The sequence below is a fragment of the Kribbella voronezhensis genome, assembly GCF_004365175.1.
Classification (GTDB): domain Bacteria; phylum Actinomycetota; class Actinomycetes; order Propionibacteriales; family Kribbellaceae; genus Kribbella; species Kribbella voronezhensis.
In genome coordinates this window covers 74,384-93,487 of the sequence record NZ_SOCE01000002.1, presented here as the reverse complement: position 1 = coordinate 93,487, position 19,104 = coordinate 74,384, and the positions used below count along the sequence as shown (strand labels likewise).

Annotated in this window: 21 protein-coding genes and 2 pseudogenes; 9 read left to right on the top strand and 14 right to left on the bottom strand. The window is 66.0% G+C overall.

What is annotated here, in order from left to right; all coding sequences use genetic code 11:
• Positions 1-14 precede the first annotated feature (14 nt).
• On the top strand, positions 15-1,928 hold the full coding sequence (locus EV138_RS27845) for a sensor histidine kinase (protein WP_238158467.1): 1,914 nt from the start codon (positions 15-17) through the stop codon (positions 1,926-1,928).
• Positions 1,929-2,019: 91 nt separating this feature from the next.
• On the top strand, positions 2,020-2,661 hold the full coding sequence (locus tag EV138_RS27840) for a response regulator transcription factor (RefSeq protein ID WP_133982249.1): 642 nt from the start codon (positions 2,020-2,022) through the stop codon (positions 2,659-2,661).
• Positions 2,662-2,663: 2 nt separating this feature from the next.
• On the opposite strand, the gene EV138_RS27835 is transcribed toward EV138_RS27840, so the two are convergent.
• Positions 2,664-3,629: a helix-turn-helix transcriptional regulator gene (locus EV138_RS27835; RefSeq protein ID WP_133982247.1), complete on the bottom strand. Its 966-nt coding sequence runs from the start codon at positions 3,627-3,629 to the stop codon at positions 2,664-2,666.
• Positions 3,630-3,689: 60 nt separating this feature from the next.
• Here EV138_RS27835 and EV138_RS27830 point away from each other — a divergent pair, with 60 nt between their 5' ends.
• A complete protein-coding gene (locus tag EV138_RS27830; RefSeq protein WP_133982245.1) occupies positions 3,690-4,841 on the top strand; it encodes an epoxide hydrolase family protein in 1,152 nt (383 codons plus the stop codon).
• A gap of 59 nt (positions 4,842-4,900) precedes the next feature.
• Here the strand turns inward: EV138_RS27830 and EV138_RS27825 are convergent, their stop codons facing one another.
• The 5 genes from EV138_RS27825 to EV138_RS27805 form a co-directional block, all read right to left on the bottom strand.
• A complete protein-coding gene (locus tag EV138_RS27825) occupies positions 4,901-5,848 on the bottom strand; it encodes a glycoside hydrolase family protein (RefSeq protein ID WP_133982243.1) in 948 nt (315 codons plus the stop codon).
• Positions 5,848-6,711, bottom strand: coding sequence for a carbohydrate ABC transporter permease (locus EV138_RS27820; RefSeq protein ID WP_133982241.1), 864 nt, complete (start codon positions 6,709-6,711; stop codon positions 5,848-5,850). The genes EV138_RS27825 and EV138_RS27820 overlap by 1 nt, the downstream gene beginning before the upstream one ends.
• Position 6,712: 1 nt before the next feature.
• Positions 6,713-7,654, bottom strand: coding sequence for a carbohydrate ABC transporter permease (locus EV138_RS27815; protein WP_133982239.1), 942 nt, complete (start codon positions 7,652-7,654; stop codon positions 6,713-6,715).
• A gap of 1 nt (position 7,655) precedes the next feature.
• Complete coding sequence (locus EV138_RS27810; RefSeq protein ID WP_133982237.1) at positions 7,656-8,960, bottom strand: extracellular solute-binding protein; 1,305 nt, start codon at positions 8,958-8,960, stop codon at positions 7,656-7,658.
• A gap of 104 nt (positions 8,961-9,064) precedes the next feature.
• Positions 9,065-10,090, bottom strand: a complete 1,026-nt coding sequence (locus EV138_RS27805; protein WP_133982235.1) for a LacI family DNA-binding transcriptional regulator — start codon at positions 10,088-10,090, stop codon at positions 9,065-9,067.
• 158 nt (positions 10,091-10,248) lie between these two features.
• Between EV138_RS27805 and EV138_RS27800 the strand changes: the two genes are divergently transcribed.
• Positions 10,249-11,076 carry a hypothetical protein gene (locus EV138_RS27800; RefSeq protein ID WP_202866975.1) on the top strand — a complete coding sequence of 276 codons (828 nt, stop codon included), beginning with the start codon at positions 10,249-10,251 and terminating at the stop codon, positions 11,074-11,076.
• Positions 11,077-11,082: 6 nt separating this feature from the next.
• Here EV138_RS27800 and EV138_RS38635 read toward each other — a convergent pair.
• Positions 11,083-11,526: pseudogene (locus EV138_RS38635) on the bottom strand (beta family protein).
• Positions 11,523-11,963: a hypothetical protein gene (locus tag EV138_RS27785; protein WP_133982229.1), complete on the bottom strand. Its 441-nt coding sequence runs from the start codon at positions 11,961-11,963 to the stop codon at positions 11,523-11,525. The pseudogene EV138_RS38635 and the gene EV138_RS27785 overlap by 4 nt, the downstream one beginning before the upstream one ends.
• Positions 11,964-12,277: 314 nt before the next feature.
• Between EV138_RS27785 and EV138_RS27780 the strand changes: the two genes are divergently transcribed.
• Positions 12,278-12,634: a hypothetical protein gene (locus tag EV138_RS27780; RefSeq protein WP_133982227.1), complete on the top strand. Its 357-nt coding sequence runs from the start codon at positions 12,278-12,280 to the stop codon at positions 12,632-12,634.
• A 687-nt stretch (positions 12,635-13,321) separates the two neighbouring features.
• Here the strand turns inward: EV138_RS27780 and EV138_RS38260 are convergent.
• The 6 genes and pseudogenes from EV138_RS38260 to EV138_RS38690 form a co-directional block, all read right to left on the bottom strand.
• Positions 13,322-13,489: a hypothetical protein gene (locus EV138_RS38260; RefSeq protein WP_238158466.1), complete on the bottom strand. Its 168-nt coding sequence runs from the start codon at positions 13,487-13,489 to the stop codon at positions 13,322-13,324.
• 74 nt (positions 13,490-13,563) lie between these two features.
• A pseudogene (locus EV138_RS38520) lies at positions 13,564-13,683 on the bottom strand (flavoprotein); the annotation flags it as partial.
• 212 nt (positions 13,684-13,895) lie between these two features.
• Positions 13,896-14,324: an MmcQ/YjbR family DNA-binding protein gene (locus EV138_RS27770; protein ID WP_133982225.1), complete on the bottom strand. Its 429-nt coding sequence runs from the start codon at positions 14,322-14,324 to the stop codon at positions 13,896-13,898.
• 125 nt (positions 14,325-14,449) lie between these two features.
• Complete coding sequence (locus EV138_RS38700; protein WP_166678769.1) at positions 14,450-14,644, bottom strand: hypothetical protein; 195 nt, start codon at positions 14,642-14,644, stop codon at positions 14,450-14,452.
• A gap of 12 nt (positions 14,645-14,656) precedes the next feature.
• Positions 14,657-15,202 carry a helix-turn-helix transcriptional regulator gene (locus EV138_RS38695; RefSeq protein WP_238158465.1) on the bottom strand — a complete coding sequence of 182 codons (546 nt, stop codon included), beginning with the start codon at positions 15,200-15,202 and terminating at the stop codon, positions 14,657-14,659.
• Positions 15,180-15,407, bottom strand: coding sequence for a helix-turn-helix transcriptional regulator (locus EV138_RS38690; protein WP_238158464.1), 228 nt, complete (start codon positions 15,405-15,407; stop codon positions 15,180-15,182). Before EV138_RS38690 ends, EV138_RS38695 begins: the two co-directional genes overlap by 23 nt.
• A gap of 61 nt (positions 15,408-15,468) precedes the next feature.
• On the opposite strand from EV138_RS38690, the gene EV138_RS38240 reads away from it, so the two are divergent.
• The 4 genes from EV138_RS38240 (at position 15,469) to EV138_RS27750 (ending at position 19,093) form a co-directional block, all read left to right on the top strand.
• Positions 15,469-15,786, top strand: a complete 318-nt coding sequence (locus EV138_RS38240) for an epoxide hydrolase N-terminal domain-containing protein (RefSeq protein ID WP_238158463.1) — start codon at positions 15,469-15,471, stop codon at positions 15,784-15,786.
• A 180-nt stretch (positions 15,787-15,966) separates the two neighbouring features.
• Positions 15,967-16,854 carry a hypothetical protein gene (locus tag EV138_RS38235; RefSeq protein ID WP_238158462.1) on the top strand — a complete coding sequence of 296 codons (888 nt, stop codon included), beginning with the start codon at positions 15,967-15,969 and terminating at the stop codon, positions 16,852-16,854.
• Positions 16,855-16,950: 96 nt separating this feature from the next.
• Positions 16,951-17,970 (top strand): DNA cytosine methyltransferase, encoded by a 1,020-nt coding sequence (locus EV138_RS27755; RefSeq protein ID WP_133984447.1) that lies wholly within the window; start codon positions 16,951-16,953, stop codon positions 17,968-17,970.
• Positions 17,971-18,007: 37 nt separating this feature from the next.
• A complete protein-coding gene (locus EV138_RS27750) occupies positions 18,008-19,093 on the top strand; it encodes a DNA cytosine methyltransferase (RefSeq protein WP_133982223.1) in 1,086 nt (361 codons plus the stop codon).
• Positions 19,094-19,104: the final 11 nt, after the last annotated feature.

Sequence of the window (19,104 nt, the reverse complement as noted above, 5' to 3'; positions counted from 1 at the left end):
TCGGGGTGGCGGAGGTGATCGCTGGGATCGCGCTCTCTCGCGCCGCCGGCTGGTCCGTGCAGGAGGCGATCGACAGTTTCACCGTCACGAACGGTCTGATGGGGCTGAGCTTCGCGATCTGTGGCGCGCTGATCGCGTGGTACCGCCCGCACAACCCGATCGGCTGGCTGTTCGTGGCCGACGGCATCGGTCACGCCACCACGGCCGTCGGAGCACCGCTGACCGAAGTACTCCACGACGCGTCGGCCCCGATCGGTCTGCAGCGCATCCTCTCGACCCTGATCTCCTACTCCTGGCCGTGGTCGATCGCCCTGTTTCTGCCGTTGGCCCTCTTGCTGTTCCCGGACGGCAAGCTGGCTTCACCGCGCTGGCGCATCGCCGCGATCGCCATCGTCGTGACCGCACCGCTGTTCGCGCTGGAGATGGGCGCAGGTCCCTCCCCGGCCTTCGAGGGCGGCGTCACGGGGTACCTGACCTTCTCCTGGTACGACTCCCTGCAACCGTTGTGGACGGCAACCGAACTCCGCGGCCTGCTCGCCTACGCCCTCGCGATCGCCAGCCTGGTCGTGCGCTTCCGCCGAGCGGACGAGACCCGTCGCCGCCAACTGCTCTGGCTGCTACTGGCCGCGGTGATCGTGCTGATCTTCATGACACCGTGGGCCTTGGTCGCCGGTACGCCGATCCTTGTCCTCCTCGCGTTCCCGCTCGTGCCGATCGCCGTCACCGTCGCGATCGTGCGGCACCAACTGCTCGACATCCGCCTGGTCGTCTCCCGCGCGCTGACCTGGGCGCTCCTGTCGATCGTTGCCATGGGCGCCTATGCCGCCCTGGTCGCGATGACGGACTCGTTCATCTCCTCGCGCTTCGGCCGCTCGGCCGCGGTCACCGTGATCGTCGCTCTCCTGATCGCGCCGGTGCTCCCGCAACTCCAGCGCCTGGTCGACCGAGCGATGTACGGCGACCGTCGCGATCCCGCCCGAGTCGCCTCCCGCGTAGGCGAACAGCTGGCGACCAACCCGGCCGGAGGGATGCCGGGAGTGGTCGGCGCGATCCGCTCCGCCCTGAGACTCCCGTACGTCGGAATCGCCGTCGACGGGGAACTCCTGGCGACCGCCGGAGTGCCGGGAAACGTCGTACCGGTTGACCTTTCGTACGGCGGAACCACGGTCGGGTCGCTCCTCGTCGGGCTCCGCTCCGGCGAGTCGGCGTTGTCCCCGGCCGATCGGAACGTGCTCGCGTTGGTCGCCGTACCGCTGGCGGTGGCCGTTCACGCGACCAGGTTGTCGGTCGAGCTACAGACCTCGCGCGAGAAGCTGGTCGCGGCGCGCGAGGAGGAGCGTCGCCGGCTGCGGCGAGATCTCCATGACGGACTCGGCCCGACCTTGACCGGGGTCGCGTTCACCGCCGACGCCGCGGCCAATCTGGTGTCGGTCGATGCGACGCGTGCATCGGAGTTGCTGAGCGATCTGCGAAGAGACACGCGTACGGCGATCGGCGACGTACGGAGGCTGGTTGACGATCTGCGGCCGCCGGCGCTGGACGAACTGGGTCTGGTCGGGGCGTTGCGGCAACGAGCGGATCAGCTGTCCTGGCGGGCGGACGGCGCTTCGGTCTCGGTTTCGGTGTCTGCCGAGGGGTTGCCCGCATTGCCGGCTGCGCTCGAGGTCGCGGCGTACCGGATCGCCACGGAGGCGCTGACCAACGTAGTTCGGCATTCGCGTGCGACAGTCGCAGTACTGGCGTTGCGGTGCGGAACGGAATTGGAGATCGAGGTGACGGACGACGGCCCGCCGAACGGAGCCTGGAAACCAGGCGTCGGCCTGCAAGCGATGCGCGAACGAGCCGCCGAACTAGGCGGCGCCTTCGAAGCCGGCCCCTCCCCCACCGGCGGCCGCGTCCACGCCACCTTCCCGCTGGCAACGCCATGATCGGGATGATTGCGGTAGGCAACTCCGGCGGTGGCACCATGACCAGCGCGGACGATCACCCCGCCGTGTGGCTCACCACGGTGAGGCCGCGATGATCCGCGTCGTGCTGGCCGACGATCACCCCGTCGTACGGGCCGGGCTGGCCGCCTTGCTCACCTCGCTCCCCGGTATCGAGGTGGTCGGGGTCGCCGCGACCGGACGAGAAGCAGTACGCGAAGTCGTCACCGCGCGCCCGGACGTCGCAGTACTCGATCTCCAGATGCCCGACCTCGACGGCTTCGCCGCCACCCGCGAGATCGCCCGGTGCGCGCCGGACGTCGCCGTCCTCGTGCTCACCATGTTCGAGGACGACGACTCGGTCTTCGCCGCGATGCGCGCCGGAGCCCGCGGCTACCTGGTCAAGGGCGCCGAGCAGGAAGACATCGCCCGCGCCATCCAGGCCGTCGCCGCCGGCGAAGCGATCTTCGGGCCCGGTGTCGCCCGCCGGATGCTCTCCTTCTTCTCCGCTCCCCCGCCCGCCGCCCCCGACCCGTTCCCCGAACTCACCGCCCGAGAACGCGAGATCCTCGATCTCCTGGCCGCCGGCCTGTCCAACGCCGCGATCGGCACCCACCTCAACCTGGCCGCCAAGACCGTCGCCAACAACGTGTCCACCATCTTCACCAAACTCGCCGTCGCCGACCGCGCCACCGCCATCATCCAAGCCCGCAACGCCGGCCTCGGAAACAGCTAGCCTCACTCGATGGCGCGGAGATAGCGCTCTCCGATGGTCTTGAGGTGTTCTACCAGGGCGGGTGGCGCGGTGACGTGGAAGTCGAGGCCGAGCATGCCGATGTAGACGGCGACGACTTCGAGGCTCTCGGCGCCGGTGATGAGGATGCAGGTGTTCTCGTCGACCGATTCCACGATCCCGACGGCTGCGTGGATGCGGGACAGCACCTCCTCGGCCGAAGCGAAGACGGTGATGGTCGCGTGCACCTTCCAGCCGGTGGTGGCGACGTCACGAAGTACGAAGTCTGTGTAGTCGTCCTCGGGCATCGGGCGTGGCTTGTACCGCCGGCCGGTCGCCATCCGCAGGTCCATCCAGTCGACGCGATACGTGTGCCACTCGCCGGCTTCGTCCCGCGCGACCAGGTACCAGTACCGCTGCCAGCTCACCAGCCGATAGGGCTCGACCAGGATCGGCAACGAGGGAGCGCTCTCCGGTACGGCGTACTCGAAGCGCAGGTAGTGCTCGTCGCGAATCGCCGCCGCGATCGTGCTGACCACGGCAGGATCCACCTCGGGATCCTGCACGTTGGAACCGGTGTTGTCCGGCCCCTTCGACAGCGTCGTGTGAATCGCGTTCACCTGCCGGCGGAGGCGATGCGGCAACACCTGCTCGAGCTTCGCCAGCGCGCGGCTACTGCTCTCCGCCATCCCGCTCACCCCCGCGCCCGTCCGCAACCCGACGGCCACGGCGACCGCCTCCTCGTCGTCCAGCAAGAGCGGCGGCAGCTTCGCCCCGACGCCCAACTGGTAGTAGCCCGCGGACCCGCGGGTCGCGTCGACGGGATAGCCGAGCTCGCGGAGCCGATCAATGTCGTTGCGGATGGTCCGCGTACTGACGCCCAACCGCTCGGCCAACTCCGACCCGGGCCAGGCCGGCCGCGACTGCATCAGGGCCAGCAAGGACAGCAATCTCGACGAGGTATCACGCATGGAGAAAATAGTACTTCGAATAGGAATCTATCGTTCCTATATGGCTTCTACGGTAGAGCCATGAACAACAACGGCAGCTCCCCCGCAGACATCCGCTCCTTCACCGTCGACGTGGCCCAGGCGGACCTCGACGACCTGCTCGCCCGCCTCGCCAACACCCGCCTCCCGCAGCCGGCGCCCGGCGACGACTGGGACCTCGGTACGCCGAACCACTACCTGGCCGAGATGGTCGACCACTGGCAGAACGGGTTCGACTGGCGCGAGCAGGAAGCCCGGATGAACGAGTTCCCGCACTACCTGACCGAGATCGACGGCCAGACCGTGCACTTCATCCACGTGCCGTCCGCCGAGGCCTCCGCGACCCCGCTGCTCCTGCTCCACACCTACCCGGGTTCGTTCGTCGACTTCCTCGACATGATCGGCCCGCTGACCGACCCGGTCGCCCACGGCGGCTCGGCCGAGGACGCGTTCTCGGTCGTCGTACCGTCCATCCCGGGCTTCGGCTTCAGTACTCCGCTCGTCGACCGCGGCTGGACGATGGCCCGCGTCGCCCGCACCTTCGACAAGCTGATGCGCAAGCTCGGCTACGACTCGTACGGCGCGCACGGCAGCGACGGCGGCGCGATGATCTCCCGCGAGCTCGGCCTGCTGAACCCTCCCGGCTTCCTCGGCCTGCACGTCCTGCAGCTGTTCTCGTTCCCGTCCGGTGCCCCGGCCGAGTTCGAGAAGTTCACCCCGGCCGACTACGCCGCGCTCGAACACCTCAAGTGGTTCCAGTCCGTCGGCGGCTACAACGCGATCAACTCGACCCGCCCGCAGACCGTTGCCGTCGGCATCTCGGACTCCCCGGTCGGCCAGCTCGCCTGGAACGAACTCTTCAACAACTTCGGGAACGGCACCAGCCTGGTCACCCGCGACCAGATCCTCACCGAGGTCACCCTCTACTGGTTCACCAACACCAGCGCCGCCGCCGGCCGCTACCACTACGAAGAAGCCCACGCCGAGCCGAACCCTGCCGCCAACACCGCCCCCACCGGAGTCGCCGTCTTCGCCGACGACTTCAAGACCATCCGCCCCCTGGCCGAACGCGACAACACCAACATCGTCCACTGGTCCACCTTCGAGAAGGGCGGCCACTTCGCCTCCCTCGAACGCCCCGAGGACGTCACCACCGACCTCCGCACGTTCTTCAACACCCTCCGCTCCAACTGACCAGCCGCGAAGGCCGGCTCCCCGCTCCACGCGGCGAGCCGGCCTTCGCATGCCCCAGGTCAGGCAGGTTTCAACGCAAGGCCGTCGGGGGTGAGGTAGACCGGCATCGGATCGCTGATGGCGCCGATGAAGCCGTCCGGTCCTTCGTTGTGGAAGGCAAGCATCACCCAAGCTCCGTCGACGTCGCGTACCAGGCGTCCGACGTACAGGGAATCGTCGGTCAGCGGCGTCGCCTTGCTGATGTCGAACGGGCCCGTCACGCTGTCGGCGGTCAAGGACCAGACGCCGCCGCTGCCCGACGTCGCCTTCTTGGCGGCCGAGAGTTCGTTCCGCAGGCAGTTGAACAGCAGGACGACTTGTCCCTCGACCACCTCGACCTGGAACACCTCGAGATGCCCGAAGCCCGCCCCCGGTTCACTCAACGGCGGTTGAACTTCCCACTGCAGCAGATCACGCGACCGCGCATGGCCGACAACACCGCGATCGTCGACGGGCCCATGGTTCGCCCGCCCGGTGATCAGCATGTGCCACCCGTCACCGCCGGGATCCTCGAACACCCAGGGATCTCGCCACGCCTCGTCGAACCACGTCGAGCCGTCGTACTTCTCGTACCAGCGCGGATCCGCCGACGCGACCGGATTGCCGTCGTACTTCTCCCAGCTGACCAGATCACGAGACGTCGCCACCCCGATCGACTGGATCAGCACCCCGTCCCGCTCACTCGCCCCGGTGTAGAACATGTGCCACGTACCGTCAGGCCCCTGTACTACGGACCCGGTCCAGGTCGCCGCGTCGTCGAAGGCCGGGCGATCCCCGTGGACAAGGGCATCCGCCACCCGCGTCCAGTCCCGCAAGTCGTCCGAGACCGCATGACCGATGGAAGCCCGGCCGTGACGCCGGCTCGGATCGTGCAGGGCACGTGAGGCGTACAGGAAGAACAGGTGGTACTGGTCGCCGTCGTGAGCGAACCAGAAATCCCACACCCACGAGTCGGGCAGTTCGAGCATCAGCCCTTCACCCCCGCGGAGGCGATACTGCCGATGAAGGCGCGCTGGAATGCGACGAACAGGACGAGGACCGGCACGGTGATCATCGAGGCGTAGGCCATGATCTGCCCCCAGGAGACGTTGAGCTGGAAGAAGTACTGGATGCCGACCATCACCGGACGCAGGTCCTCACTCTGCACCACCATCAGCGGCCACAGGTAGGAGTTCCACGCGGGCAGGAAGGTCAGGATCGCGACGGTCGCGATCGCGGGTCCGGACAGTGGCATCACCACGCGGCGGTAGATACCGAACCAACCGGCGCCGTCCATCCGCGCGGCCTCGTCGAGCTCGACGGGGATGCTGCTGAAGTACTGGAAGAAGAGGTAGATCGAGAAGGCGTTGGCCACGAACGGCAGGATCTGCACGTGGTACGTGTCCAGCCAGCCCGACGTCAGCGTCAGGTGGAAACCGTGCACCTCCAACCAGGGCAGCTTGTTGACCCACCACACCAACGGCAGCGCGAAGGTCTCGAACGGCACGATCAAGGTCGCGATGATGGCGGCCAGTACTACGCGCCGCCCGCGCCACCGCATCCGGGACAGCGCGAACGCCGCCATACTGTTGATCAAGATGCCCAAGGCAACCGTCACCAGGGAGATGCCGACCGAGTTGAGCAGTAGCCGCTCGGCCGGCACGCGGTGGAAGACGCCGCGGTAGTTGTCCAGCGAGATGTCGCCGACCGGCAGGATCGCCTTGAGCGAGGTCAGGTCGGCGAAGATCTGCGCGTCCGGTTTGAAGGACGAGATGAGCATGAAGACGATCGGGAACGCGAAGAAGATCACCAGCACCGACCGCCCCAACTGCAAGGGCAGCACGCGTTTCATGTCAGGCCTTCTCTCTGGTCAGGAAGCGCTGGACCCCTGAGACGGTCAGCACGAGCACGAAGAACACCAGCGAGACCGCCGCCGCGTAGCCGGTGGACTGTTGTTCGTACCCCGCCCGGACCGCCATGAAGACCACGGTGGTCGTCCGGTCGAGCGGCCCACCCTGGGTCATCACGTTGATCTGGGTGAACAGACTCAGCGCGCCGATAGTGATGGTGATGAGAATGAAGGTCCGGGTCGCCCGCAGACTCGGCCAGGTGACGTGAGTGAACGTCTTCCACGCAGAGGCGCCATCGAGCGACGCGGCCTCGTACAGGTCCCGCGGGATGGTCTGCAGGCCCGCCAGCCAGATGATCATGTGGAACCCGACGGCCTGCCAGACCGACATGAACATGATCGCCGGCATCGCGGTGGTGGGATTGTTCAGCCAGTCGGTCCCGTGCGAGTGCCCGAAGGTGACCGCCGAGATGATCTGGTTCAGCAGCCCGTCCGGCTGGTAGATGAACCGCCAGAGCAGCGAGATCACCACCATCGACGTCACTACGGGAGCGAAGTACACGGTCCTGAAGAAGTTCGTCCCGCGGACCTTGGCGTTGGCCAGCAGCGCCAGGACCAGCGCGAGCCCGGCCTGGACGGGGACGACGACGACCGCGAAGTACGCCGTATTGCGCAACGATGCCCAGAAGAAGCTGTCACCGAAGAGCCTGATGAAGTTGTCCGCGCCGACGAATCGCGGCGGTCTCGGCGAGATCAGCCGGGCGTTGGTGAAGGCGAGCCCGAAGGCGAGGGCCACGGGTACGAGGAAGAAGACGACCAGCAGGATGACGGCGGGCGATGCCATCGCGGCACCGATCAGGGTCTCGCGCGACCGGGCGTTCGCCGTACGGACCTGTCGTGGAATCGCTTGTTCGGCGACTTGTCGGGGAGCTGTGGTGGCAGACATGTCAGTACGCGTAGTTGCCGTTGGACTTGATGTTGCTGTCGATGTCGGCGGCTGCCTTGTCGAGGATCTTCTGGGCGTCACCGCCGGCCAGGATGTCCGAGACGGCCTTCTGGAACGTCGAGGAGATGAACGGGTACGCCGGCGTGACCGGTCGCACCTCGGCGTACTTCTGCGACAGTTCGAGGAAGATCCGGTACTTGCCGCCTGGCGCGTACGCCGGTACTTGTGCCGCCGCATCGGTGTTCGCCGGGATCAGGCCGAGTGCCTTCGCGTAGTCGACGTAGTACTGCGGCTTGGCCGAGAACTTGAGGTATTCCAGCGCGCCGTCCTTGGCCGCGCAGGCCGACGACATGCCCCACTGCCAGGAGGCGCCACCGATCTTCGGGCCCTTGCCGAAGTCCGGCGGCGGCAGGAAGACCACATCGGCGCCGTACTTCTTGGTGACCGTGTCCGCGGCCCAACTGCCGTTCCACATGATCGCGCTCTTGCCGTTGACGAAGTCCACGGCCGAGTCCTTGCCGGACTTCTGCTGAGCATAGCCCTTGGTGATCATGCTGCGGAACCACGTCGCCCACTTGAGGGCGTCCGGCCCGTTCAGAGCACCCTTCGCCGTCTGGTAGCCGTCGCGGTTCACCAGGTCACCGCCAAAGCTCTGCAACATCGGCGAGTAGGCGTACGGAATCCACTCGCCGGTCCCGGCCGTGCCGAGGTCGAGCGGGTACGCGTACTTGCCGCCCGCCTTGATCTTCCCGACCGCGGCGTCGAACTCCTCGCCGGTCCACGGCTTGTCGATCGTCGGGATCCTGATGCCGTACTGCGTCAGCACCGACTTGCGAGCGGTCAGGTTCATCGCGACGTCGTAGTGACCGAAGGAGTAGAGCTTGTTGTCGACCTTGCCGAGCGTGCTCGGCAACTGCTTGTCGAAGAATCCGCTCGGCAGATCGAGCGGCTGGAGATAGCCTGCCCAGGCCCAGTTCGGCACGTTCGGGCCGTCGATGTCCATCACGCAGGGCAGCTTCTTGGCTGCCGCGGCTGCGGTGACCGCATCGTTGTAGGCGGCCTGCGGGAAGGACTGCAGCTTCACCTTGTACTTGCTCTGGCTCGCGTTGAACGCGTCGACCACCTTCTTGTTCACCGCCAGCTCGACGGGGTTGCCGCCGTTGTGCGTCCACAGCTCGAGCGTGGTGACTCCGCCCTCGGTGGTCGAACCGCTGTCCGAAGAGCCCGAGGAGCAGGCCTGCAGACCGACGGCAGCCGCGCAAACCAGGGCGACTGCGCCGATACTCCGCTTGGTGATTTGTTGCATGGTCTTTCCCTTCGTTTTCGGGCAGGCCGAACCAAGGCAAGGTCTGCCGGTACTGCGTGTCTGTGGCAGCGGCGGGCGTCGATGGCCCCGCTGTTACGTGGTGATCAGCTGGGTCGGTCCACGGATTTGCGGACCACCAGCGGACAGTCCAGAGCCGCGTGCTCCGCACCGTCGCTTTCCCGTCCCTCGATACGTGCGATCAGGGCATCCACGGCCCAAGCGCCCATCTCGTAATGAGGCAGGGCGACGGTGGTCAACCCCGGGCGGAGTCCATCGGCGATGAGTTCCTGGTTGTCGAACCCCACCACCGAGAGGTCCTGAGGTATACGCAGACCGAGCTCGGCCGCGACGTGATAGACGCCCATGGCCATCCGGTCGTTGAAGCAGAAAACCGCCGTCGGTCTTGTAGTTGCCTCTAGCAACTGTTGTGCGGCCTGGAACCCGCCGACGGTGTCCGACCTGCCGGCAACCACCAGCTGCGGGTCGAACGTCAGGCCGGCCGCCTGCAAGGCCTGCTGGTATCCCTCGAGCCGGCCGTGCGTGGCAGGGATGTCGTCGATGTTGTTGAGAAAGCCGATCCTGGTATGCCCGTGGCGGATCAGCTCCTCGGTGGCAGTTCTTCCGCCGGCGACCTCGTCCGGCACCACCGAAGGCACAGTGTCGTCCGACGATCGCGCATCGAGCAGGACGGTCGGCACATCGCCCACCGCCTCCGGCAGCTCAATCTCTTGGTGATACATCGTCGCGTAGAGAAGGCCGTCGACCTGCCGCTGCCGAAGCGCCCGGATCTCGGCCGCCTCGAACTCGCTGTCCGACCCGGTGTTGACCAGCATCAGCAACCACCCGGCCTTCGACGCGGCCTCCTGAGCGCCAAGGATCATCCGCCCGGCGTATGGCGTCGTCGCGATCTCGTCGCTGACCAAGGCCAGCATCTGCGACCGCTGAAGCCGCAGGTTCCGCGCCATGCTGCTCGGCGCATAGCCGAGCTCAGCCGCGGACTGACGGACCCGATCCCGCGTGGTGTCGGTGATCCGCTTCCCGGGCGTGTCGTTGAGGACATGTGACACGGTCGTGACCGACACCCCGGCATGCGCCGCCACATCCTTGATCGACACCTTGGCCTGCGACATCTCTTTGCCCAATCGTTTTTCCAACTATTGGGGACAACAGTCGCGTGCTCGATCCGGGCTGTCAAGATGTCGTGCCAAATCGTTTTTCCAGACCTCTTGGCGCTTGGCTCTGCCACGACGGCTGTTCATGGTGTTTCCTCGTTACGAGGGAGACAGCCATGACACAGAACGGTCGCTCGGCAGGCTCGCGACGCCCAGCGGCCATCGTCGCTGCCGCCGTACTGATCACGGCGCTCTCCGCGCTGCTGGCCGGACTCGCCGTTGTGTATCTCAGAGGCCCGTCGACCTCGAGCCAGCCCGCGCTTCCGCTGCCGGCACGCAGTACGCCGGCCACCGCGCCCACCTCTACACCCGGCGTCCCAGTTTCTCCTAGCCCGTCTGTTTCGGCCACGCCTTTCCGATACCAGCCGCTGTGGCCCTTCACCTCGACAGCCGCGGCCGCCGCCTGGCAGCGCGCCTACCGCGAAGGCGGTCAACAACCGTGGCACCTGGACCCAGAACAGACCGCCCTCTCCTTCACCACCGCTTTCCTCGGCTTCACCGACATCAACAAAGTCGTATCGAGCACAGTCCAGAGAAACGAGGCCCGCATCGCCGTAGGCCATGCTGCCGGCGTCGCCGCCGTACTCCACCTGTCCCGCATCGGCCAGGGCACAGACGCCCCCTGGGAAGTCGTGGGCACAGTCGACACCACCCTCACCCTCGACCACCCCCATTACGGCGCCACCGTCACCTCCCCGCTGACCGCAAGCGGGCTGATCACAGGCGTAGACGAGACCATCCGGCTAACAGTCAGACAGCCCTCCTCCCCCAACCCGATCGGCGACTTCTGCTGCGTCCCCACCGGCGGCACCAGCCACCCATGGTCAGCCCGAGTCACCTACAAAGGCGCAACCGACCCAGCCCTAACCCTCATCACCTCAACCGGCGGCCACGTTCAATCCGTCGAACGCTTCGCCATCACCGCCCTCCGCCCAACCCGCTAGCCGGCCTCAAGCTGTAGTCAGAGAAGCCAGGTAAGCGAGATGGTGTGATGTCCCGATCGCCACCGGCTTACTGGTCGAGCCAAGACTCTTGCCTCCACCGCTCGCAGCGCTGGCGATCTCTTCATCACCCCACGAGTACTGCGGCCCCGAAAAGCTGCCCGACTGGACGAGGTCCCGACAAACAATCTGCAGAGTCGGTCCTCGACCTACTTGCTCCCTCACCCGCTCCCTGACGAACAACCAGTGATCAGCGCAGGTGTACTTCAGGTTCACGTGCTTACTGGGAAACTACGGTCCGGGGTTGGGATGAACGACGCCGTAATCACCGAGCCGAATCCCGTGCCCGCCGCCTGCCGTCACAGCACGCCAGAGCTCTTCCTCGAACCGAGGCCGCTCCCACAGCGCAGTCTGCTCCAACGTCGACGGAACCGAGCCACTCAAGGTCGTCATCGACCGAAACCGTCCGAGCGTCGCAGAGCTGCGAACGTCGCCAACGTCCACTCCACGAGCTGCGGACTGCAGAAGTCGAGATACTGCAGATCCACGATCAGATCGATCTGCGTAACGTCCAGTTCGAGATGGCCGACGATGCGATCGACGTCCTCCGACGTCGCCCAGTCCCTGCCCACCCTAATCGCCCCACCCGCTCCAAGCTCCTTACCCAACCGCCCGATCCACTTGATCCGACCAGCCGGCATATCCCCGCGAGCGATCGGAACGAACGGAATCTGCCCACCGAACAGCTCATCGGACCCAGACAACCTGTCAGCCAACGCCCCAAGCCCACCATGCTCTTCCCCACCAAAGCTGAGCGCCCCCGGCTGATCAGCAGCATCCACCAAGATCAACCGCCCGAGCCCGTACAACCAACGCGCAACCTTCTCCACATTGTCGAGCTGCCCGTCACTTCCCCCATCAAACTGAAGCAATGGCTACGCCGCCCCCGTCCCGCACAGCCTCAAGCGCCCAAACCTCCCCCTGCTTAGCCCGCAGCGCCACCAGCGTGCCGAAGTCCCCACCCCCAAACATCGCCCCTCCTCCGGCCCGCCTCGCTCACGCTCAGTAACCTCCAACCAGCGTAAACGCCCCTCACCCACTCCGCATCCGATCGCAATGTCACCCGCCGGCCCCTGTGGATAACTCCCGATCCAGTCGGCCTGGCGGCTCTATTCTGTTCAAGCGTCCAAGAGAGAGGACTTCCATGGACCACCCGGAGACAGAGCATCTGCTTCCCAACGGAGATCGTGTCTGGGTCATCGCGACCTCGGAGGCTGCCCGGCTCCTGCCGAACCTTCTCCGTCTCTTCCGCTCCGGCGAGTCCGAACCAATGGTCTTCGGCGACGCCGGCCAGCCAGAAGGCGTAGTCATCCCGTGGGCGCTCTGGCAACGCCTGGATGCCCTCGCAACCGACGAGGACGGCTTCAAGCACATGTACGACACAGCAAGGCAGCGCTTGGCGGATCCTCAGCCTTCCATCCCGCTGGAGGAGGCTGCAGCCGAGATCGGCTGGGATCTCGACGAAGAGGTGGATGATTCCGAGTTCCGCAAGCCGCGATGACGCAGTACCGGCTGCTGATGCGACGGGAAGTGCTCCAACAACTGGCCGCGCTCAGCATTGCCGCGAAAACTCAGCCGGGTGGCCTGCGTGAGCGTGAGTTCCGCGCTCTCAAGGCCGGCCTGCGAGCGATCGCGAACGGCGAGGAGGAGGGCTTCGACGGCAAACGCCTCGGCTACTCGCCGGACCATCACGATCTCCGAGACTGCGCGGAGATCAAGCTTCCCGTCGTGAACGAGACGCGAAGCAACCGCGAGCTCGGTCCCTCACATCGCCTGCTCTACCGGGAATTCGAGCCGGAGGACGGCGGTCCGCCGTACCGCGAGGTGATCTCCTTCTCCCACAGGGGTGGTGACCGCCCGTTCAAAGAGGCCGCTGCCCGCCTCGGACGCGGATTAGGCGTCAGACTCCCGTCCTTGGACGGCGTCTCTGGTCTTCGGCCGCGATTCGGCTCACGCGGTCCAGGCGGAACGGCCCCTGTTCGCCTACCCTTGCCACCCGACATGCGCACGGCCCTGGCCGCATCGTCTGGCCTCGCTCCCGCTCGCGGAGCAGTCAACGCGCCCCGGCACGACACTTCCCCAAGAGCTCCCACTGGTCGGAACTCGCCATTAGGACCCGAGCCCCACCGCTAGCCCGACGACAGGCCGCAGGATTCCGTACTACGAAATCGCCACCGCCTGCTGGTCCTCAGGACACCAACTGCTGCGTGGCATCGACGATCTGGGTCCAAGGCAACGGACGTTGGTCGCCCTCGGAGCGGGGCTCGTGGAGCGGCCAGATGTCGTTGCCGTACAGGAGTCGGACGCCGACAGTTCGTAGTACGGCGAGGAGTGATCGCCACGCTGGATGGCGCACGTGCGCGGCTTCACTCGGGGGAACACCAGCATGGGAGTCGTGCCGACGCACTCGCAGAGCATGGATATCACCTGGTTGTCGCCGATACCGAGCGCCAGCTTCGCGACCGTGTTGGCCGACCCCGGCGCGACGACGTACGCAACAGCCCTCGGATGTGGCAGCGGCTCGCCAGGAAGGCGTGGCTCCGACCGCACCGGCAGCCCGGGTGACGGCCTCAAGCTTGCCGATCTCGTCCAGGTCTTCCAACCACCGAGCGGCCGTTGGCGGCAGCGTGGTTGACTGTATGCCCCAAGGCAACGAGCGGTTCAACCGGGCCGGTCCGCAGGTCTTCGACACCGCCTGCCCCACTGGCGACGAGACCGACCACCTTGCCCTCACTCACCCACGCCCCCCGTACGGCATTGAGTCAGCCGATTTTCGCAACCAAGCTCTCCCGGAGTCGCCGGGCGAGCCCCTTCGGCGCCATGATGCAGTAGCTCTCGGCAAGCAATTCCGGCACCTCCTCCCAGTCGGTCTCGTCCTCGTCGAGCACGATCCCCACGACGTCGTCGCCCCACTGCGCCTTGAAGAACGGGTGCCCGACAGTAGTCAGCGCAGCAAGCTCAGGCCCAGCCGCACGAAATGTCATCAAGGTCACCGGTCCGCCATCGCCGACCGCATCGACGTACGCAGCAGGCACGCCCGACACGATCGTCAGCACATGCGCAAACGTTCTCTTTCGAATCCGCCACCGCGTGCCCACCCACGCATCCTCTTCATACGCATCCGGGAACCCCTCGCAAATCTCCCCCAACCGCTCCACGACTCCAACCGGCGCATCACTGGTCTCAGCCACGCTGACCTCCTCACCACCCGACGCTAACGCCCGCCTCCGACAGTTCAGCGTCGACCAATGTCAGCCCGTACTGCATACGCCCAGCGGCGCCCAGTTGCCGATCAAGCACTGCCCGGGCGCCTCAGTCAACCAACGGCGCCGCTCGATAAAGCCGATCCCCCAGCGCTCGGAACGCGGCCGCCCAACTCAGGCGCATCCAATACTTCGACGTCGACGTCCATCATGCCGATCCACAAAGCCAGCTGATGCGGGGTATCCGAGCCGACCGTGATGATGCAGTTGTCGTCATCGATCGCCTCGGGCGTGATCGGCACCGGCATCCGGGCAATCACCTACTCCGCCGACGCGTGCACCCGGATCCGCGCGGAGTAGCGCCAAATCGCAGCACTCACGTTCGGCCGCACATCGTCGGCCACGTCCTCAAACGGCAGCTCCCTCGGCGCGAACCGCGGCCCGGTCGGCGTACGAGGTGTCATCCGATCCACCCGAAACGTCCGCCAGTCCTCGCGATCGTTGTCCCAGGCAACCAGGTACCAGCGTCGTCCCCAGGTCACCAGGCGATGCGGCTCCGTAGTACGAACGCTCTCTGAACCGACGTGACTCGAGTAGCCGAACCGCAGCCGTTCGCGCGCCCGAATCGCAGTCGCGACCACCGTCAGCACCTCCCCGTCGACAGTCGGCCCCGACCCCGGTACGGCGACCCCAGCTGCCTTCATCGCGTTCACTCGGTGTCTCAATCGCGACGGCAGCACCTGCTCAAGCTTCACGAGCGCCCCGACCGAGGCTTCCTCGATACCAGCCGCGCTCCCGCCGGCCGCAGTACGGAGTCCAACCCCGACCGCCACCGCCTCGTCGTCATCCAGCAACAACGGCGGCAACGCGGCACCCGCACCCCAGCCGATACCCGCCCGCGACGCCCGGCTGAGCGTGCACCGGATACCCCAACGTCCGCAGCCGCTCGATGTCGGTCCGGAGCGTCCTCGTCGAGATCCCGAGTCGCTCGGCCAGTTCGGGTCCGGTCCAATCCCGCCGCTTCTGCAGCAGCGAGAGGAGTCTCAGCAGTCGTGCGGAGGTCTCCAACATTCTCAGATCTTCTCAGCATCGCGGATGAAAGTCTTCCGCAATCACTTCTAACGTCTCAGACATGAACACATCAGCGATCCGCCCGTTCCGCATCGAGATTCCGCAGGCCGGCCTGGACGACCTCCGCTCCCGCCTGGCCAACACCCGCTGGCCCGCGCCAGCTCCAACCGAGGCGGCCGACTTCAGCTGCGGCGTACCGCTGACCTACCTCCGCGAACTCGCCACCTACTGGGCCAACGACTTCGACTGGCGCGCTCAGGAGGCCCCACTCAACTCGTACCCGCAGTTCCTCACGGAGATCGACGGCCAGACCATCCACTTCCTCCGCGTCCGCTCCCCCGAACCCGACGCGACGCCGCTCCTGATGCCCCATGGCTAGCCCGGATCGTTCGTCGAGTTCCTCGAACTGATCGACCCGCTCACCAAACCCGTCGCCCACGGCGGCTCCGCGACCGACGCCTTCCACCTAATCATCCCGTCGATCCCCGGCTTCGGCTTCTCCACACCAGTCTCGTCTCCCGGCTGGGAGGTCGCCCGTACTACGGAAGCGTTCGCCGTCTTGATGGAGCGTCTCGGCTACACCTCGTACGGCGCCCACGGCGGCGCCGTCGGCGCCGGCATCACCGGTCGCCTCGCCTCGTTGTATCCCGACTCCGTCATCGGCACCCTCGTCAATAGCGACCGAGGCTCGCTCGACCTGGCCGGCGAACAGCTCCCCATCCCCGACCACCTCACCGAAGACGAACTCGGAGTTCTCGAGCCTGAGCGCGAGTCTTGGAAAGCCGAACGAGGCTACCTGGACCTCCAGCCCCACCGCCCCGAAACCATCGCCGCAGCCCTGACCGACTCCCCCATCGCCCAGTTGGCCTGGATCACCGAAAAGTTCCAAACCTGGACCAACCCCAGCGCCACCACCTCCGACCAGGCAGTTTCCCGCGACAAACTCCTGACCAACATCACCCTCTACTGGTTCACCCGCACCGGCGCCACCGCAGCCCGCTTCCTCTGGGAAGCCGCCCACTCCGGCCTCTCCTGGCTAGCCCCCTCGACCGTCCCCGCCGGCTGGTCAGTCTGCAACACCACCCCCGTCGTCCGCTGCTTCATGGACCCCACCCACCAAGCCCCCTTCTGGTCCGACCACCCGGACGGCGGCCACTTCGCCGCCATGGAAGCCCCTGCACCAGCTAACCAACGACCTCCGCACCTTCTTCAGGACTCTGCGCTCCGCCACCGACCCGAGAGTCTGAAGCGAACGGTCGCAGACGCCCACGTGCTCCGGCGCTGCGACCGCGGCTCCGATGAATATCGGCGATCGGACACCAACCGTCGACTCCGGAGCCATTCATGCCCAGCCGCCTGTATGTCGTACTGTCGGCCGCAGCCTCGATCGACGATGCCACGGATCTCGGTCTGCTCGTGTCCGACGACGGGGCCTTCGACCGGGTAGACCGAAGTACGCGCCAGCCTTGCAGTGCGATGATGTGTCGAGTCATGCAGCCGTCCCAGCTTCGGGACCGAGTATTTGTCCGACGACCGGAGGGGCATGTCGCCAGTGGAAGCCGCCCGATCCGCAGAGCAGAGCCCGGCACAACGGTGGTCCTCACTTCAGCTGTGTGCAGGTGCTGGCGGTCTTGCACTCGGCCTTGAGCGAGCTGGCTTTGACCCTGTACTGCTGCTCGACAAGCGTGCTGTCGCCTGCACTACGTTGCGGTTGAACCGGCCCAAGTGGGACGTGCGAAACATGGACCTGCTTGACTTCGATCCTGTTGACCATCAGCAGGTCTATGACGTGGATCTGGTAGCGGCGGGACTGCCCCGCGTGCAGGCGACAGCCACCGTGACCCGCCCTCGCGGCAGTGATCTCGAACTCGAGCTGTTGAAGGCAACGATCCTCCTTCTCCACGGCGTGCAACCACGCGCACTCCTCGTGGAAAACGTGCCGGACCTCGTGACCAGGGACACCTTTGCACCGATCCGCGAGTTCGTGGGCAACGAACTTGACCACCTCGGCTACCGGTTCAGCTGGTTCGTGATCAACGCTGCCGACTACGGCGTCCCACAAGATCGCAAGCAGGGGGTTCTAATCGCGTTCAAAGGCTCTGCGATGGATGCGTTCGCAGTGCCGCCTCGTCGCCTTGAGCCTCCCAACACTGTGGGTGCGGTACTCGAGGAGTCCATGGCAGCAGGGGGCTGGAGCGGCGCTGCGGAGTGGGCTGCCCAAGCGGACAGAATCGCTCCAACGTTGGTGGGTGGCTCTTGGGAGCGCGGAGGCGCCGACCTCGGGCCGAGTGGGACGAAGGCCGCCTGGGCGAGAATGGGAGTCGACGGTGGGACCGTTGCCGACGAGGTCCCCGGGGCGAGCTTCGATTGGAATCCAACCCTGGGACGAGCGGGCATGGTGCCACTGACGGTCGAGCAGGCAGCACGGATCCAGGGATTCCCCGACGACTGGCAATTCGCCGGCCGGAAGACCGCCAGATACCGCCAGGTCGGGCATGCCTCTCCACCACCAGTGGGTGAGGCGCTGGGCTATGCGATCCGATCAGCGCTGGAAGTGTCTTGACGGCTGCGGCCATCGATATCGGATAAGATCCGACGCCATGACATCCGTCCAGCCCGAGCCGTTCTCCTCAGCGGACGTACAGATGGTGGACCTCTTCGCCGGACCTGGTGGGCTCGATGTCGCCGCTCGGTGGCTGGGCGTGACCACTGAAGGGATCGAGTGGGATCCGAACGCTTGCGCCACCCGGCGCGCTGCGGGTCTTCGGACCACCGAGGCCGATGTCCGTCAATGCGGACCCGCCGATTTTCCTGATGCGACCGTTCTCGCAGGCGGTCCGCCGTGTCAGACATACACAGTCGCCGGCTCCGGAGCAGGACGTCGCGCCTTGGATCAAGTACTTGCCTTCGTCAAGCAAATGGCCGATGGCGATGACATCACGCAGAATCTGGACCAATTGGATGACGAGCGCACCGGTCTGGTGCTGGAGCCGCTGCGGTGGGCGCTAGCGGCAGTGAAGCGGAATCGTCCATACGAGGCCATCGTGTTGGAGCAGGTGCCAGCTGTACTCCCAGTATGGCAGGCCGTCGGCAATGCGCTGGAGAGAGCCGACTACAAGACCGTCTGCGGCATCCTTCACACTGAAGAGTTCGGGGTACCGCAAACACGCCGCCGAGCGATTCTGATCGCTCGCATTGACCGCCAGCCTGAACTTCCGAAGCCGACACACCGCCGCTATCGCAAGGGCGTTCCACGGTTCGAAGGGGATCCTGGGCTACAACCCTGGGAGACCATGGCAGATGCTCTCGATCGAGGTGGTCCATTCGAGGTGATCTCCAACTACGGCACCGGCGGCGACCCGAGAGCTCGCGGTCGGCGCACCTCGAGCGAGCCCGCCGCCACCGTCACCGGCAAGGTCTCACGCAACCGATTACTAACGTCCGCGAACGAGGGGCGGTTTACGCTCTCAGAGGCGGGACGACTACAAACCTTTCCCGTCGACTATCCGTGGGCGGGAAGAGACATCGCACAGCAGATCGGCAATGCGATTCCTCCGCGACTTGCCGCTCATGTCCTAGCGGCGGCGTTGGACCACAGGCTCGACGAAGACGCCCTCAACGCGGCGGTCAAAGGTAGATGGCGAGCGACTGAATATGACGAGCCGCCGCTGGCTAACGCAATCTGAGCTTGAGCGGC

Excerpts from the sequence above, each read along its gene's own strand:
- EV138_RS27820 (WP_133982241.1), bottom strand. The coding sequence starts at position 6,711 with ATGAAACGCGTGCTGCCCTTGCAGTTGGGGCGGTCGGTGCTGGTGATC.
- EV138_RS38700 (WP_166678769.1), bottom strand. The coding sequence starts at position 14,644 with ATGCCGGTGCCGATCACGCCCGAGGCGATCGATGACGACAACTGCATC.
- EV138_RS27840 (WP_133982249.1), top strand. The coding sequence starts at position 2,020 with ATGATCCGCGTCGTGCTGGCCGACGATCACCCCGTCGTACGGGCCGGG.
- EV138_RS27800 (WP_202866975.1), top strand. The coding sequence starts at position 10,249 with ATGACACAGAACGGTCGCTCGGCAGGCTCGCGACGCCCAGCGGCCATC.
- EV138_RS27830 (WP_133982245.1), top strand. The coding sequence starts at position 3,690 with ATGAACAACAACGGCAGCTCCCCCGCAGACATCCGCTCCTTCACCGTC.
- EV138_RS27780 (WP_133982227.1), top strand. The coding sequence starts at position 12,278 with ATGGACCACCCGGAGACAGAGCATCTGCTTCCCAACGGAGATCGTGTC.
- EV138_RS38690 (WP_238158464.1), bottom strand. The coding sequence starts at position 15,407 with ATGTTGGAGACCTCCGCACGACTGCTGAGACTCCTCTCGCTGCTGCAG.
- EV138_RS27825 (WP_133982243.1), bottom strand. The coding sequence starts at position 5,848 with ATGCTCGAACTGCCCGACTCGTGGGTGTGGGATTTCTGGTTCGCTCAC.
- EV138_RS38240 (WP_238158463.1), top strand. The coding sequence starts at position 15,469 with ATGAACACATCAGCGATCCGCCCGTTCCGCATCGAGATTCCGCAGGCC.
- EV138_RS27805 (WP_133982235.1), bottom strand. The coding sequence starts at position 10,090 with ATGTCGCAGGCCAAGGTGTCGATCAAGGATGTGGCGGCGCATGCCGGG.
- EV138_RS27835 (WP_133982247.1), bottom strand. The coding sequence starts at position 3,629 with ATGCGTGATACCTCGTCGAGATTGCTGTCCTTGCTGGCCCTGATGCAG.
- EV138_RS27810 (WP_133982237.1), bottom strand. The coding sequence starts at position 8,960 with ATGCAACAAATCACCAAGCGGAGTATCGGCGCAGTCGCCCTGGTTTGC.
- EV138_RS27815 (WP_133982239.1), bottom strand. The coding sequence starts at position 7,654 with ATGTCTGCCACCACAGCTCCCCGACAAGTCGCCGAACAAGCGATTCCA.
- EV138_RS27755 (WP_133984447.1), top strand. The coding sequence starts at position 16,951 with ATGTCGCCAGTGGAAGCCGCCCGATCCGCAGAGCAGAGCCCGGCACAA.
- EV138_RS27750 (WP_133982223.1), top strand. The coding sequence starts at position 18,008 with ATGACATCCGTCCAGCCCGAGCCGTTCTCCTCAGCGGACGTACAGATG.